General features: G+C 60.8%; 21 protein-coding genes and 2 pseudogenes. 10 read left to right on the forward strand and 13 right to left on the reverse strand.

All coding sequences use genetic code 11. The features are described from left to right. Nucleotides 1-230: pseudogene (locus HB676_RS33350) on the forward strand (hypothetical protein); the annotation flags it as partial. Nucleotides 231-309: 79 nt separating this feature from the next. Here HB676_RS33350 and HB676_RS33355 read toward each other — a convergent pair. Next, nucleotides 310-1263, reverse strand: a complete 954-nt coding sequence (locus tag HB676_RS33355; RefSeq protein WP_346347484.1) for a helix-turn-helix domain-containing protein — start codon at nt 1261-1263, stop codon at nt 310-312. 1 nt (nt 1264) lies between these two features. Here HB676_RS33355 and HB676_RS33360 point away from each other — a divergent pair, with 1 nt between their 5' ends. Further along, on the forward strand, nt 1265-1456 hold the full coding sequence (locus HB676_RS33360) for a hypothetical protein (protein WP_213742769.1): 192 nt from the start codon (nt 1265-1267) through the stop codon (nt 1454-1456). Between the two features lie 93 nt (nt 1457-1549). Beyond that, the gene (locus tag HB676_RS33365) at nt 1550-2152 is read left to right on the forward strand and encodes a GNAT family N-acetyltransferase (RefSeq protein ID WP_213742787.1); all 603 of its coding nucleotides are present in this window, start codon (nt 1550-1552) and stop codon (nt 2150-2152) included. Nucleotides 2153-2352: 200 nt separating this feature from the next. Here HB676_RS33365 and HB676_RS33370 read toward each other — a convergent pair whose 3' ends face one another. From HB676_RS33370 to fabG, 6 genes and pseudogenes are all read right to left on the reverse strand, one after another. Beyond that, nucleotides 2353-2655, reverse strand: coding sequence for a hypothetical protein (locus HB676_RS33370; protein ID WP_213742770.1), 303 nt, complete (start codon nt 2653-2655; stop codon nt 2353-2355). Between the two features lie 93 nt (nt 2656-2748). After that, complete coding sequence (locus tag HB676_RS33375; RefSeq protein WP_213742771.1) at nt 2749-3048, reverse strand: putative quinol monooxygenase; 300 nt, start codon at nt 3046-3048, stop codon at nt 2749-2751. Between the two features lie 30 nt (nt 3049-3078). Next, nucleotides 3079-3765 carry a DUF2161 family putative PD-(D/E)XK-type phosphodiesterase gene (locus HB676_RS33380; RefSeq protein WP_213742772.1) on the reverse strand — a complete coding sequence of 229 codons (687 nt, stop codon included), beginning with the start codon at nt 3763-3765 and terminating at the stop codon, nt 3079-3081. 148 nt (nt 3766-3913) lie between these two features. Continuing rightward, nucleotides 3914-4167 (reverse strand): annotated as a pseudogene (locus tag HB676_RS34005) (hypothetical protein). Beyond that, nucleotides 4164-4364 (reverse strand): hypothetical protein, encoded by a 201-nt coding sequence (locus tag HB676_RS33385; protein ID WP_213742773.1) that lies wholly within the window; start codon nt 4362-4364, stop codon nt 4164-4166. Before HB676_RS33385 ends, HB676_RS34005 begins: the two are co-directional and overlap by 4 nt. 62 nt (nt 4365-4426) lie before the next feature. Then, the gene (gene fabG / locus HB676_RS33390; RefSeq protein ID WP_213742774.1) at nt 4427-5107 is read right to left on the reverse strand and encodes a 3-oxoacyl-ACP reductase FabG; all 681 of its coding nucleotides are present in this window, start codon (nt 5105-5107) and stop codon (nt 4427-4429) included. Between the two features lie 147 nt (nt 5108-5254). On the opposite strand from fabG, the gene HB676_RS33395 reads away from it, so the two are divergent. From HB676_RS33395 to HB676_RS33405, 3 genes are all read left to right on the forward strand, one after another. Beyond that, nucleotides 5255-5965: an SGNH/GDSL hydrolase family protein gene (locus tag HB676_RS33395; RefSeq protein WP_213742775.1), complete on the forward strand. Its 711-nt coding sequence runs from the start codon at nt 5255-5257 to the stop codon at nt 5963-5965. Between the two features lie 89 nt (nt 5966-6054). Next, nucleotides 6055-6255, forward strand: a complete 201-nt coding sequence (locus HB676_RS33400) for a hypothetical protein (protein ID WP_213742776.1) — start codon at nt 6055-6057, stop codon at nt 6253-6255. A gap of 134 nt (nt 6256-6389) precedes the next feature. After that, nucleotides 6390-6701 (forward strand): MliC family protein, encoded by a 312-nt coding sequence (locus HB676_RS33405; protein WP_213742777.1) that lies wholly within the window; start codon nt 6390-6392, stop codon nt 6699-6701. A gap of 106 nt (nt 6702-6807) precedes the next feature. Here HB676_RS33405 and HB676_RS33410 read toward each other — a convergent pair whose 3' ends face one another. After that, nucleotides 6808-7014, reverse strand: coding sequence for a DUF2735 domain-containing protein (locus HB676_RS33410; RefSeq protein ID WP_213742778.1), 207 nt, complete (start codon nt 7012-7014; stop codon nt 6808-6810). Nucleotides 7015-7578: 564 nt separating this feature from the next. Here HB676_RS33410 and HB676_RS33415 point away from each other — a divergent pair. Together HB676_RS33415 and HB676_RS33420 are read left to right on the forward strand one after the other, a co-directional pair. After that, entirely contained in the window at nt 7579-8613 is a 1035-nt protein-coding gene (locus tag HB676_RS33415; RefSeq protein WP_213742779.1) for a glutamine synthetase beta-grasp domain-containing protein, read from the forward strand. Between the two features lie 196 nt (nt 8614-8809). Continuing rightward, nucleotides 8810-9496 (forward strand): substrate-binding domain-containing protein, encoded by a 687-nt coding sequence (locus HB676_RS33420; protein WP_213742780.1) that lies wholly within the window; start codon nt 8810-8812, stop codon nt 9494-9496. 15 nt (nt 9497-9511) lie between these two features. Here the strand turns inward: HB676_RS33420 and upp are convergent, their stop codons facing one another. Beyond that, a complete protein-coding gene (gene upp / locus HB676_RS33425; RefSeq protein ID WP_213742781.1) occupies nt 9512-10147 on the reverse strand; it encodes a uracil phosphoribosyltransferase in 636 nt (211 codons plus the stop codon). A gap of 45 nt (nt 10148-10192) precedes the next feature. Next, entirely contained in the window at nt 10193-10579 is a 387-nt protein-coding gene (locus HB676_RS33430; protein ID WP_213742782.1) for a helix-turn-helix domain-containing protein, read from the reverse strand. Between the two features lie 227 nt (nt 10580-10806). Here HB676_RS33430 and HB676_RS33435 point away from each other — a divergent pair, with 227 nt between their 5' ends. Continuing rightward, nucleotides 10807-11418 carry an NAD(P)-dependent oxidoreductase gene (locus HB676_RS33435; protein ID WP_213742788.1) on the forward strand — a complete coding sequence of 204 codons (612 nt, stop codon included), beginning with the start codon at nt 10807-10809 and terminating at the stop codon, nt 11416-11418. A 166-nt stretch (nt 11419-11584) separates the two neighbouring features. On the opposite strand, the gene HB676_RS33440 is transcribed toward HB676_RS33435, so the two are convergent. The 3 genes from HB676_RS33440 to HB676_RS33450 all read right to left on the reverse strand — a co-directional run bounded on the left by HB676_RS33440 (nt 11585) and on the right by HB676_RS33450 (nt 13054). Continuing rightward, nucleotides 11585-11902, reverse strand: coding sequence for a hypothetical protein (locus tag HB676_RS33440; RefSeq protein WP_213742783.1), 318 nt, complete (start codon nt 11900-11902; stop codon nt 11585-11587). 191 nt (nt 11903-12093) lie between these two features. Further along, the gene (locus HB676_RS33445) at nt 12094-12351 is read right to left on the reverse strand and encodes a hypothetical protein (protein ID WP_213742784.1); all 258 of its coding nucleotides are present in this window, start codon (nt 12349-12351) and stop codon (nt 12094-12096) included. A gap of 118 nt (nt 12352-12469) precedes the next feature. Further along, on the reverse strand, nt 12470-13054 hold the full coding sequence (locus HB676_RS33450) for a hypothetical protein (protein WP_213742785.1): 585 nt from the start codon (nt 13052-13054) through the stop codon (nt 12470-12472). A gap of 199 nt (nt 13055-13253) precedes the next feature. Between HB676_RS33450 and HB676_RS33455 the strand changes: the two genes are divergently transcribed. Beyond that, nucleotides 13254-14042 carry an SDR family oxidoreductase gene (locus HB676_RS33455; RefSeq protein ID WP_213742786.1) on the forward strand — a complete coding sequence of 263 codons (789 nt, stop codon included), beginning with the start codon at nt 13254-13256 and terminating at the stop codon, nt 14040-14042. The last annotated feature ends 314 nt before the right edge of the window (nt 14043-14356 follow it).

Below are 14356 nucleotides of genomic sequence, written 5' to 3' on the forward strand. Positions count from 1 at the left end.
AGCGGAGGCCTGGCGTACTTCTCTTCTCGGGAAAATCCTCCAGGGAAAAGAGTTATGAAAGACTTGCTATAAACGTGTCCCTTGTTGCTTCGCTCGCAGGCGTAGCCGGTTTTAGCGCGCCATCGCGAGTCGAGACCGGTCAGGTCGCCGTCGTGATCAGTTCATTCAATAGCGTCGCGAACAATGACATCGGTTACGGTATGATCAGCGTAATCGGCCGGGTCGGATAGGCCTCCGCGCGTTTGGTGCGTGATGTTATGCGCATCAAAGCGAACCTCTGCCGACCACGCCAAATTTATGGGTTACGCCTTAATGCGTCGGGTGCTCGCGCCATTCGCGCGGCGAGGCGCCGAACTTTTGTTTGAAGATGCGGCTGAAATGGGCGAGATCGTTAAAACCCCAGCCAAAGGCGATGTCGCTGATGTGCCGGGCCATGTGAGCGGGGTCCGACAGATCGCGCTTGCATCGCTCCAGGCGTTGCATCTGGACATAACTGCGGAACGAGGTCTGTTCGGAAGCCATCAGATCGCTGGCATAGCGCGGCGAGATTCCAATGGCGGCGGCGGCGCGCGGCACCGACAATTCGGAATCGCGCAGATGGGTCAGGATATAATTCTTGAGGCGATACAGCAGCGCGGACCGGTGAAACGACAGATCCGATGAATGTTGCTGCATCCTGTCGGCGAAGGCCATCGCCACGAGATCGAGCGCCTGATCCAGCAAACGCGTTGCAGTCGCACTATCGATCTCGTCGATTGTTTTGCTCATGCCGAGCAGGAATTCATAAGCCAGCCGCTCAAGCGGTCGTTCGCCGGAAAAAGTGGTCGCGGTCAACGTATCGAATGAGCCGACGCGCTGGTGCAGAAGTTTCCGCGGTATCTGGAAAACCGTTTGCGTGAAGCTGTCGTCGAAGCGCAATTCGTAGGGGCGGGTGGTGTCGTAGATAACGAATTGACCTGATGACATCACAGCTTCGCGGCCGTCCTGAAACACGCCGTTCACGCCGCTGGTTCCCACGGCCACCAGCACAAAATCATCGCTGGCGCGCGAAATTCGGGACGGTGTGCGCAGCACCCGCTGTGCACAGGACTCGACGCGCGTCGATGAGACCGGTCCGATCATCGTCTGCGATACCGATCCCCAGAACCGGTCATCCATATCGGACCGGCAATCCAGTCCGACAAAGGTGTCGCAGACGATGTCCTGCCAAACGGCAAGCCGTCGATCCGGAACTGAAGAACAGGTATCGAGCACGATAGGCACGATGGACCTCCAGAAATCCGTGAGCCGAAGCTCCGGCTCAATCCGGCTTTGCAATTCATTTGCCAAGCGCTGCAAAGGTCAAGGAAATCTTAACGCTGTCGATGCCGCCGAAACGTTAATTTTCGGGGACGCGGTGCCGCTATTTGAGGCGGGAACCGGCCTTGAATTTCATGCTGCGATGCACAATATTTGAAGCCTAGGGATTCGACGCCTCCTCGAGGGCTATCCAAGAGGAGTTTTTGACGTGAGCTACCAAGACGATATCCGGACAGCGCCCGCCAAGGGTATGGTTCGGACCCTGCGCCAGCAGGAGGAATTGCCGCTGTTACGCGACCATCTGTTGCGGCTCGACGCGGAAAGCCGCCGTGATCGCTTTCACGGCTTCCTCGATGACAGCTTCATCGAACGCTACGCCGCGAAGTGTGCCGACGATGGCACTGTCATCATCGCCTATATCCAAGATGGCGTCGTGCGTGGGGCCGCGGAGTTGCATCCACCCGATGAGTCTACCGGCGCGGTGCCGGAGGTCGCTTTCAGCGTGGAGGCGAGCGTGCGGCGCCAGGGCGTCGGCAGCATCCTGTTTCGCAAGCTGATCGCCGAGGCGCGATCGAGAGGTTACCGGTCGTTGCGGGTGACGACGGGCGCACAAAACCGGGCAATGCGCGCGCTTGCCGGCAAGTTCGGCGCGCATCTGACATTCCGCCACGGCGAATCCACCGGCACCATCGATCTGACGCCACAACCGCAGCCGGAACTTGAATCCGTTAGGCCTGAGACAGGAAGGCTTGCGATCGCGACACCGTTCGATGCGGCGCACGCGATGACAAGCCTTAACCGGGCCTATTGGAAGTGGCTGTTACAAATGTATGGCTGGGGACGAACCGCCTGACCCGGCGTCGCTTTGGCGGCAATTCGCTGATTCTGGATCACGCGAATTGCCAGAGCGGGGTGCGGGCGTAGCGTTTTCAACGCCAACGGGTCGCGTGAACGCGCGCCGATGACAGGCTCCGTGGATACTGGTTCGCGTGAAGAAAACGCGTCAAACAAAAGATTAGAGCCGGTTCTGAATCAATCAGAACCGATAAGGCTCTAAGTCCCGGTGCGCTTGTCGTTGCCAAATTTCCGGATCACCCGGCGTTCGACCACAACGGAGCGCTGCGCGCCCTGTTCGCCGGCGATCACGCGGGTCGTGGACCGCGCCGTCAAGCGGTTGGCCCTCTTGACTTCGGCGGTCACGGTTTCGATCGGCAGTCCCATGAGCGAAGCGGCGATTTCAGCCTGTTCGTTCTGATCGTCGGTGATGCCGACTGCTGCAAAAATAGCTTCTTCCAGCGTCGGAGGATCGCGACGAACGCGCCGCGTTCCATATTTGGTATTCCAGTCTTCGCTCATTGGGGCCTCTCGTGTGACGGGGAATACCTAGTTGCCCTCATGTTGCATTGCAATATGAAATTCGTATGGCAAGCCAGCCATGCGTTCACAGATTTAGAGGCCTTCGAGTCTCGTAGCGTCATAAATCTCGAGCGTCGGGCTGGTCGCGACAAGTGGTTGCAGCGCACGGACGAAGTCGCGTGAGGCGGTGACAGCGAAATGCGCCTGCAACGCGGCCCTATCTGCCCACTGTTCGATGAACACCAGCCGCAGCGGATTCTCGCAATCGACGTGCACAGCGTGCGAAATGCAGCCGTTTTCCTTTCGCGAGCGATGCACGTGCTCGAGACTTAATCGGCGGATCTCATCGAAGGAATCTTGTCGCGCCGTCACGCTTCCGGTCACCACGATCATTCCATCCTCCCGTGTGGATCGCCGGTATTTTTAGGGAATTGAATCTCCGGCGCCTGCAAAGTCGATCGGCTGCTGCGGCCAGCGCTTTAGCGCGGCGTGTCCGGCATCGGTCAGGACGTAGATGCCGCGCTCGGCGCGATCGAACCAGCCGTATACATTGTGCTGCAGAATCTTCGCCGCATCGGGCATTTCCGGCTTGAGGTCACGTACCCGCCGTGGCCCCTGCGACAGCGCCGATGCGCAGGCCAGCGCCTGCTGGCGGTAGGCGGTCATGATCGGTGAGCGCGTGCTGCCGCCCATCGCCGGATCGCCCTTGCGCCGCCGGTGCTCGCTGACAAGGCGTGAGCGCTTCTTCGGGTTGCGGCGTGGGCTGGCCGTGGCGGGCTGCACGATCACCTCGACATCGCCGGTATTGGTGACGGCGAGCATGCCAAAGCCGAGCCGGCGGCACAGATTGCGATAGCGTGCGTCGCTCTCGCGTCCCTTGCCGCGCGCGGAGAATTTGGCGGCAAGCCAGACTTCGTCAGCGGCGGCGGCGCGATCGACCGCCTGCAATACCAGTTCGAGATTGAAGGTGAGCTTCAACTCACCGATCACCACAATGGGCGGATCGTCGCCGCTCAGCGCGACCAGATCGCAGCCGCCGACTTCGCCCTTGACCGTGAAGCCGAGCTTTTCGAGGAAGCGTTTGACGGGCAGATAAAGCGCGGTTTCCAAGGGAACTCCGATGCGGCGCCTGCGACTCAGTGTCTGAGTTTAGCCCGGATCGCCATCCGCGCCTTCAGCATGATTCGATCAAGCCGTGCCAGGAGCGGCTAAATCCCGCCGCGGGGGCTGCGGGCGCGAAAATTTACGGCTGTACAGCCTATCCGACAAGCCGATCATAGTCGGCGTGAGATCCGATCCAAAACCAGAGATAAGCATCGTCTATTTCAACGGCGAGAGCGCGATACCGCAAACCGACTCGGACTGACCAATATCGCCCGACCTTTTGAATTGAAGAGATGGGTGGCGCGGGTTGCTTTTGAGCAATGCAAAGTTGGCGTCAGCCAGCCCCTGAATGGAGGGTGGTAATGCCTCATACGCTGCCCAGAATTTTGGTGAAGCGGTGTGTCTCACAAGTCTCGAGATTGCCCTGCGCGATATGCCGCGAGGGCTTCTTCGGCAAAGGCCTCGAGCCTGCCGGCGTTTGCATCGCGCTCGATAGCTGCGTCGAATCGGTCGGCGTCAAACATCTCGAACCAGGCACGAAAGCGGGCCAACTCAGGGGCCGGCAACTGCTCGACGGCTTTTTCGATATCTTCGGCGGTTGTCATTTCCAGAATATAACATCGTAGGAGAATAGGGAAAAGGTGTCCCAGCTGCGGCTTAGGCCCGTCTAAACCCGGCCGCTGACCGGTATCAACGCGCCGGTGACGGCACTGGCGGCATCGCTTGCCAGAAACAGGATCACGTTGGCCAGTTCTTCCGGGCTGACCCATTTCGCGAAATCCGCTTTCGGCATGCTGGCGCGGTTCGCCGCTGTATCGATGGTCGAGGGCAACACGGCATTGACGGTGATGCGGCCCTTCCATTCGGCGGCAAGTGCCTCGGTGAGGCGATGTACGCCCGCTTTTGACGCGGCATAGGCACCCATGCCGGCGCCGGCCTGCAGCGCGCCCATCGCGCCGACATTGACGATCCGCCCGGCAGTGGAAGCGGCGAGGTGAGGCAGCGCCGATCGCGAGGCATTGAGCGCGGTAAGCACGTTGAGCGCATACATGCGCTGCCAGGTCCGGGGATCGCCTTCGGCCACCGCCTCAAATGCAAAGCCGCCGGCGATATTAATCAGCGCATGGATCGCGCCGAAATGCGACGCGATGGCGTCAATGGCTTTTTTGGCCTGGGCTGCATCGGTGAGATCGACGCCGCCGATGTCGATCCGTTGTTCCGTCGCCGCGATCTCGGTCGGTGCGTGATCCACGCCGGCGACCCGCGCCCCCCGCGCCAGCGCCACCTCCGCAACCACCTTGCCAAGCGCGCCCGAAGCGCCGGTGACGATAACAACTTTTCCGTCCATGATTAAGTCTCCGGGGTACAGGCGAGGGGGCTACTATCGCCCCACAATATTCGTTTGCAATGCTGCGGAAGATCACACTCAAGTATAGGCTCATAAGTATCGGCTCACGAGGGATTGATCCCACGGTCCGATATTCGGGAGCTTCAGATGCCTGACCCATCACGGCCCAATCTTCATCCCGAACTCCTCGATTTTGACCATCCACTTCCGCATTTGAGGAGGGCGCTCAAGCGCCAGCGAAAAATCAAGGTCGTCGCTATCGGATCGTCATCGACGGCAGGCGTTGATCGGATTTTGCCGTATCCGCCCAGGCTGGAATTGGTGTTGCGCCAAACATTCCAAGGCCGGATGATCGACGTCCTCAACCGCGGGATCGGAGGGCAGGAGGCCCCCGAAGAGTTGTCGCGTTTTGAGTCCGACGTCATCGCCGAAGCGCCCACGCTTGCGATCTGGCAGGTCGGCACCAACGCGATTTACCGCAACCTGGACTATGACCCCAAGGATGTGACCACGGCGATTGCGGTCGGATTGGATTGGCTGGCCGATCTGCCGATGGATGTGGTGCTAATGGATTTACAGTACACGCGGGCCCTCGTGGGGGCTGACAAGATCGCATCGTCCATAGAGATGGTGTCCAGCATATCGACCATCGGCAGGCGAGCGAACGTCAACGTGTTTCGTCGCTTTGCCTTGATGCAGCGCTGGCTTGATGATGGGTTTGCGCTTCCAGAACTGGACGACGGCGGCCAACTCCATACCAGCGAATGGGCGACTGCGGGCGTGGCCCAGGCTCTTTTCAATTCAATTATCGGCGCGCCGCAGCCAAGGGAGTGTTCGCCCGGGTTTGTCCGGTCTTAATCGCTAAAATTTGCGCGACTTTTGTAAGCGGAATGCAGAACCGTCCGGCTATAACTCGATGGTGTTCGATCCAGGGGCTGGAAAGCATCATGATGAAATATCTGCCTGACCACGGTCTGCCGCTCGTTCAGCTCAAGGAGCAACGGCGGGATTTGGTGGTGGCGCTGCAAAATCGCAACGGGCCGGTCAGCGGTTCGGAGTTGATGCAGATCGCCGCCGTCCAGCAGGCCATCTCGGCCTTCGAAGACGTCATTGCCGACCTCGATGCGGAAATGGAAGCCGCGGCGTAAAGGTTTTCAAGGCCTTCATCGTGCGGCGTATCGCTGGCTGCGGTGCGGTCTGTACAGTCGCGCCTCGCGCAGCTATTCCATGCCCCGTACCCTTCGGATGTGATCCGGCGGGGTGAATACCGCGGGGGCGAAACATGAATGGGTACAGGACCGTCATTATCGGGGCGGCGCTTGTTATTGCGGGCGGTGTAACCGGTTCATCGCCGGCGCTGGCGCAGACCTTCGAGAGCTATCATTGCGCCGATGGCACTAAATTTATCGTCGGCTTTTTCAAATACGATACGCGGGCGCATCTGCAGATCGGCGGCGAGGCGGTGACGCTCAAAAAGCGCGTCGGTCTCTCCGGCTCACGCTATTCCGGCGACGGCGTCACACTGATGATGAGCAAAGCCGGTGTAACGGTCAGGCAGGCCCGGCGGCCGGTCACGGCATGCGAGCTGTCGTAAAGAGCTGAAGGAAATAAAAAGGGCCGAAACTTTTGGTTTCGACCCTTTTGCAGTTCGTATCGCACCGGTGATAACAGGTGCATCGGCATAGCGCCTGCGGCTGGCATCAGCTCTCACGCACCGGCTTGGTGTTGGATTCCTGGATGGCCGCTTCGTGATACCAGCTACCGCCGACGGCCGCTTCGCTGATGCGCGATGGGCTGAGATCGGTGGACGTCCTGGTTTCCTCAAGGCGGCGCCCCCCGAAGGCCGCACGGCCTCCGACAGGGAATTGGTAGATCTTGGCGGACCCGTGATTCAAACTCGTATTCATCTGTATCTCCTGATTGTCGCGACGCGCTTAACTCATGCTGCGCCCGACTCGTTCTCGGCTGGTTACTGAAATCGATATCGTCCCTGCACTCCGCTCGTGCAACCTGATCAAAGAGAAATCATTTGATGTGTAAAATGTAGGCATTTCCGGCTTTGCACGCTGGGAAGCAGATGCTGGCTGGCTAACGCTTAGGCCATCGCAGAGGTTGCGAGGACGGGCCGTTATCTTTGGAATTGTTGCCCGGGATTGGCGCTGCTTTAATCGCGCCGACGGACCGGATCGGCGATTGCCACGGAAACAGGCGTGATTTGGGCTTTTGCGGGGTGGTCGCCGACCCCATGGAGAATGCGAACTGCGCGGCTTTGCCGCACCCACAAATACGTTTAAGAGACCGTCGACCGGCTCGCGGTCGACCCGATCCGCCCATCAGGGCTATCGTACCGCACTGCAGCGATTGGCACTTTAATTGCTTGGTAAGAACCGGCCGATGGTGGCCGGGTACGTGGTGGTGGCCAATAGGCTTCGGTCTCCCATCTTTCGCATCATCAACTCATGAGAGGCTCAATGACAAAGTATAAGCTCGAGTATATCTGGCTCGACGGATACACGCCGACGCCGAATCTGCGCGGCAAAACGCAGATCAAGGAATTTGATGCGTTTCCGACGCTGGAGCAGCTCCCGCTGTGGGGCTTCGATGGAAGTTCGACGCTGCAGGCCGAGGGGCACAGCTCCGATTGCGTGCTGAAGCCGGTCGCGGTTTATCCGGACGGTGCGCGCACCAACGGCGCGCTGGTGATGTGCGAAGTCATGATGCCCGATGGCAAGACCCCGCACGCCACCAACAAGCGCGCTACCATCCTCGACGACGCCGGCGCCTGGTTTGGCTTCGAGCAGGAATATTTCTTCTACAAGGACGGCCGTCCGCTCGGCTTCCCGACCGCCGGCTATCCGGCGCCGCAGGGCCCGTATTACACCGGCGTCGGCTATTCGAACGTCGGTTCGGTCGCCCGCGAGATCGTCGAGAAGCACCTTGATCTGTGCCTCTTCGCCGGCATCAACCATGAAGGCATCAACGCCGAAGTCGCGAAGGGCCAGTGGGAATTCCAGATTTTCGGCAAAGGCTCCAAGAAGGCCGCTGACGAAATGTGGATGGCCCGCTATCTGATGCAGCGGCTGACCGAGAAATACGAAATCGACATCGAATATCACTGCAAGCCGCTCGGCGACACCGACTGGAACGGCTCGGGCATGCACGCCAACTTCTCCACCACCTATATGCGTGAAGTCGGCGGCAAGGAGTATTTCGAGAAGCTGATGAAGGCGTTCGAAACCAACCGCGAAGAACACATCGCGGTGTACGGCCCGGACAACCATCTGCGGCTGACCGGCAAGCACGAAACCGCTTCGATCCATCAGTTCAGCTACGGCATCGCGGACCGCGGCGCGTCGATCCGCGTGCCCCACAGCTTCGCCAATAGCGGCTACAAGGGCTATCTGGAAGATCGCCGCCCGAACTCCCAAGGCGACCCCTACCAGATCGCTTCCCAGATCCTGAAGACGATCGCGTCGGTTCCGACCGCCAAGGCGGCCGCAGCCTAACGCATTCGAAATATAGCCCGGACCCCTTATGGTGTCCGGGCCGTCATCTGATCCGCCAAGGCGAAAGCTTTGGCGGATCAATGCGTTTCAGGGCAGAGCGTTTGAGGGCCCGCATTTAAGGACCCTGGCACCTGTGCTAGAAGCCGCCGCAGATGCAGCGCAGCCTTCGCAGCCGGCCGCGCCAAGGGATTTGCGGATGCAGAACACGGTTCGATTGCTTTCGACGCTTGCCCTGAAGGGCGCGGTCCTCAGCCTCGCGGCGCGATACCAAGCGGAGGCGGGCGCGGGCATCGATGCCGATTTTGCGCCGACGGTGCCGCTGCTGGGGCGCCTGCGCGCCGGCGAAACTGCCGACGTCGTGATCCTGACGCGTGAAGGGCTCGATGGCCTCAGGGCTGAGGGAGCAGTGGTGGCGGAAAGCTGCGTCGATCTCGCGCGCTCTTTCGTCGGCCTCGCGGTCAAGGCCGGTGCTCATCATCCCGATATTGCGACCGAGCCGGCGTTTCGCGCAGCGTTGCTGGCTGCGCGTTCGGTCGCCTATTCGGGCCTCGGCGCCAGCGGCATTTTCTTCGCGCAACTGATCGAGCGGATGGGGATCGCCGCCGAGATCAATGCCCGCGCCTCGATCGTTCGCCAGGGTTTTACCGCGGAACGACTCTTGACCGGTGAGGCTGATCTGGCGGTCCAGCAGATCAGCGAATTGAAACTGGTCGCGGGCATCGAAGTCGTCGGACCGGTCCCGCTGCATCTGCAGAACCCTGCAGTGTTTTCTGCCGGACGGATGGCGGCATCGAAAAACCCTGTTCACGCCGACCGGCTGCTGAAATTCCTCGCGTCGCCGGAAGTAGCGCCGGCGCTACGCGAGTCCGGGCTGGAGCCCTGATTCAGGATCTGCCGATTATTTCGTGCCGAACATCCGATCGCCGGCGTCGCCGAGGCCCGGCAGGATGTAGCCGTGATCGTTCAGCCGCTCGTCGATCGCCGCGGTCCAGATCGGCACATCGGGATGTTCAAGCTGGAACTGCGCAATGCCCTCGGGCGCCGCAAGTAGGCAGACAAAGCGGATATCGCGGGCGCCGCGCGTCTTGAGCAGGGAAGCCGCCGCACAGGCGGAATTGCCGGTCGCGAGCATCGGGTCCATCAGGATCACCGTGCGGTCCGACAGATCATGCGGCGCCTTGAAGAAATACTCCACCGCTTGCAGCGTCTGCGGATCGCGGTAGAGCCCTATATGCGCGACGCGGGCCGATGGCACCAGCGCCAGCATGCCGTCGAGAAAGCCGACACCGGCGCGCAGGATCGGCGCGAAAGTCAGTTTCTTGCCGGCGATCATTGGCGCCTTCATCGGCGTCAAAGGCGTCTCGATCTCGACCATTTCAAGCGGCAAGTCGGCGGTGACTTCATAGCAGAGCAGTGTGCCGATCTCGTTCAGCAGTTCGCGAAAGCCCTTGATCGAGCGGTCGCGTTCGCGCATCAGCGTGAGCTTGTGCTGCACGAGCGGGTGGCTGACGAGATTAACCTTCGCTGACGTCATGAACTCTCCTGGCGGCTTTGGCGCTCTGTCGATGGCACCGCGGGCTCAGGCGGCCCTCCGCTGCACCCCGGCATCATATTGCTTCTGCGCTTTTAGCACCTTGTCGATATGGGTTTCTGCCCATACCCGCAAACTATCCACCGTCGCGGACAATGTCCGCCCCAAAGGCGTGATCGAATATTCGACCGTGACCGGCACGGTGGGGATCGCCTTGCGGCTGACCAGGCCGTCGCGTTCCAGACTTTTGAGGGTCTGCGACAGCATTTTCTGCGAGATGCCCTCGATCAGCCGGCGAAGCCCGTTGAACCGCACCGGTTCGTCGGCCAGCAGCCCCAGGATCAGCACGGCCCATTTATCGGCCACCCGGTCCAGCACCAGCCGCGTCGGACAGGTCGCGGCATAGGCATTCGGGTTGGGGCAGGCGGTCTTCATCGGCAGTCTCCCTGATAGATTTGCTGATAGATTTGAAGGCAATTTCGCGATGGGTTTCTCACGACGGTTTTTCGATCGGTTGCTTGACGGTTTCCCGGAGGTAACCAGCTTACGCAAAGGTGCCTTCTTCACAGCAATATAGCGATCGACTAGTTGGTAGCAAATAGTTACCACCTCGATCCTCCAAAGTGAAATCCCCCGAACTGAAACCAGACGAAATGGAGTACCTGATGAAAATTGCCCTGATCGGCGCCACCGGCAATGCCGGCTCGCGCATCCTCGCCGAACTGTCGCGCCGCGGACATGCCGTGACGGCGATCGCCCGCAATCCGCAGAAAGTCCCGGCGCTGCCGGGCGTGACGCCCGTGAAGGCCGATGCGGATGACGTCGCCGGTCTCGTCACTGCCATCAAGGGCCACGACGCCGTCATCTCCTCGGTGCATTTCACCGCCAGCGATCCGCACAAGCTGATCGCGGCGGTCCGGGAAGCAAAAGCTCCCCGCTATCTCGTGGTCGGCGGCGCCGGCAGTCTTGAAGTGGCGCCCGGCGTGAAGCTGATCGATACCCCGCAATTTCCCGAGATCTATAGAGCCGAAGCCACGGCCGGCGGGGTATTCCTCGATCTGCTGCGTCAGCAATCCGATCTCGACTGGACTTATTTGTCGCCGGCCGCCGTGTTCGTGCCCGGCGAGCGCACCGGCAAATTCCGTCTCGGCCGCGATCAACTGCTGAGCAACGACAAAGGCAGCAACATCTCGTTCGAGGACTACGCGATTGCGCTCGCCGACGAGATCGAAAAGCCGGCTCATTCGCGTCAGCGTTTCACGGTCGGGTACTAAAGCGTTTTCGAGCGAAGTGGATACCGGTTCGCGTGAAGAAAACGCGTCAAAATAAAAACCAGAGCCAGGTTCTGATTCAATCAGAACCGATAAGGCTCTGGAGCACGTATGGATCGGGTCGCCGCACGTCATGCAACAGGCGACCCGATGGCGCGCGTCACAGCGCTCATCGGCGCGACAGCGAATAGACGAGATGACCGGTCCACCAGCCGGCATCGCCGTTGAGGCGCAGTGCCAATAGGCCGATGCCCGCCACCAGGGCACACCAGAACAGCGGCGTCGGGATGGATTTCCGCAGGCCGATCACGCCGAGCAGTCCCAGGAGATCGAGCCCCATGGTCAGCATCTGGTCGGATCGCATCTGATATTCATGCGCCGGCGTCAGTACGCACCAGAGGAAGTTGCCGATCAGCAGGCAGGGCAACAATAAAGAGACCACCGCATTGTGGGTGGTCCCGGGCGTTCGCGTTTGCTGATCGGCCATGCGTGCTCCCCCTGATGGCTAGGCTCACCAGCAGTCGCATCCCGGCGCAATCGCGTTCAAACGGAAGTTGCAAATTTTGGGGTGGGGGTAGGTGGGGTAGGGGCCGTGTCGGCATCCCCACCACCGTCGTCCCTGCGCACGCAGGGACGACACTGAATATGTGCGCCGGCGTTGTCACACCCGGCGCATACTCACCGCGCGTCTTCGTTCGAACCCTGGCTTGCCGGCCTGTGTTGCGTCTGCGCCTGCGACGGGGCCCCGACCTCCTGGCAGGATACCGGATTCCAGGATCCGTCGGGAGCCTGCTGGTAGGCGTGGCAAGGGGATGAGACCGTTGAAGCTGAGGTGTCGTCGGTCTTCTGGGTATTGGAATTCTTCGCCAGCGCGGGCGCCGTCAGTATAGCGAGGGCGGCGATCGAACCCGCGAAGATCAGATGAGCGATCCGCATGTGAGGTTCTCCTTCTCGAACGAATTTTATTTCGAAAAGGATTATGACAATTTTTTGGGCGAGCGGATTTCTTGCGGATTTCTTCTGATTTCCTGCCGGCTTTCATGCGGTGGTCTGGTTAACACTCCGGAAGCTGGTTGGGCGCGTTGGGTAGCGGCGATGTTTCGCAGGACGGAGGCTCGAGGCGCAGCGAGGGTTCGGATTTCAATCGGGTGATCACGCCGGCGCCGGCGATCGGATCCAGCGCATAGAGCATGAAGGGCGTGCTCGCCACAAAGCGGCCCGGCATCGGGCGTCCCTTGAGCCCCATGGCATCGAGCTTGGCCTGATCGATGTTTGCATCCACCACCGGCCCGATTTCGAAATAATGCGATGTCGCATCTTCGATCTGGGCATCGGCCTCGAAACCGGCCGACTCGCCGGCGCGGTGAACGGTGAGCTTGTGGGGTCCCTGCGCGCGATCGGCAATGATGTAGAGGGTGGTGCCCGGAACCAGCGAGCCGATGACTTTGCCGTCGACCCTGACCTCGGCGGTCGCTATGCCGCCCGCGTCCGCGACGGTCCCGGCCTTGCGAAAGAAATAGATTCGCGAGAGCCGCGCGTCGAGGGTCTGATCCTGGGGCTCGAAGGCGGTGGTCTTGGCGCAGGCGCCCAGCAACAGCAGCAACCCGCATGCCATAGCACCCTGATAAAAACGCCGCATTTACCCCTCGGCAAGCATCGATGAACGCTACAGCCGCAGCGGATGGTGGCCGTTCTACAGGGAAGCCCGGTGGGGTGCAATTGGGCAGTTATGCCCCTCCAGGGGCTCACGAATCGGCTGGCAATCCTGTGCTAGAAAGGCCACTGAACCGCGCTGCCGGCACCGACGGCAGATTCGGATTTATCGGGAGTCCGGCCATATGAGTCTATTCGACAAGCCATTCGATTCTACGCGCGAGGCGGCGCTGGTGACCGGTGCGGGAAACGGCATCGGACGCGCGATCGCGCAAGCGCTGGTCGGCGAAGGTGTGCGCACCGTGTTCGCCGATGTGAATCGCGAGACGGTTACGGCGGCGGTCAATACCTCGCCGCGTCCCGAACTGGGCGTGCCCTGGGTCGGCGATCTCTCAAAACGCAGTGCCTGCGATGCGCTGCTGGCGGAGGCGCGTTCTGCCGTCGGACAGATAACGCATTTCGTTCACAGCGCATCGCCGCCGCGGCGCGAGGCCGATCATGCGCTCGCGGTCAGCGACGAGACGTGGGAGGAGATGCGCGCGGTCAATGTCGATGCCGGTTTTCACCTCGCCCGCGAACTCGCGCGACAATTGATCGCCGCGCATCAGCCCGGCTCGTTTCTGTTCCTGACCTCGCTGCACGCCGGCACGCCGCGCAACCTGCCGCATTACGCGACCGCCAAAGCCGCACTCGCGATGCTGGTGAAGGAATTGGCCAAGACGTTCGGCCGCTTTGGAATCCGTGTCAATGCGCTGGTGCCCGGCGCCATCGCCGCCGGAGGCTTCGTCGCCGAGCCGGCTTTGGCGCGACACATCCCGCTCGGCCGTCTCGGCCGCGGCGAAGACCTCGCGCCAATGGCGCTGGCGGTGTTGTCGAACCGGGTGTCGGCCTATGTCACCGGCGCCGCGATCGTGGTCGATGGCGGGTTGTCGCTGACGAACTGGTTCGACCCGCCGGTGTTGGATGATTTTTGAAGGACGGCACAATGCGTAGGGCGCAATAGCCAACCGGTCGCGCGAATGCGCGCCCGATGATAAACTCCGCGTATTGCGCCGACCGGTGCGTAACGGCGGATTACGCTTCGCTAATCCGCCCTACAAAGTTCGTGCCCTGCGGTCAACGCATCGTAGGGCGGGCAAAGCCACCGGGTCGCGCGTAGGGCTATCGCATATGAAGAAAGAGATTGGGCCTGCAGTCTTTGTGCGGCCATCCTTCGAGACGGCCGCCTGCGGCGTCCCCTCAGGATGAGGACTTTCTGTGCGGCTAAATCTTGAACCCTCATGGTGAG

Origin of the sequence: Bradyrhizobium sp. dw_411 (assembly GCF_018449695.1) — a bacterium.
GTDB lineage: Bacteria > Pseudomonadota > Alphaproteobacteria > Rhizobiales > Xanthobacteraceae > Bradyrhizobium.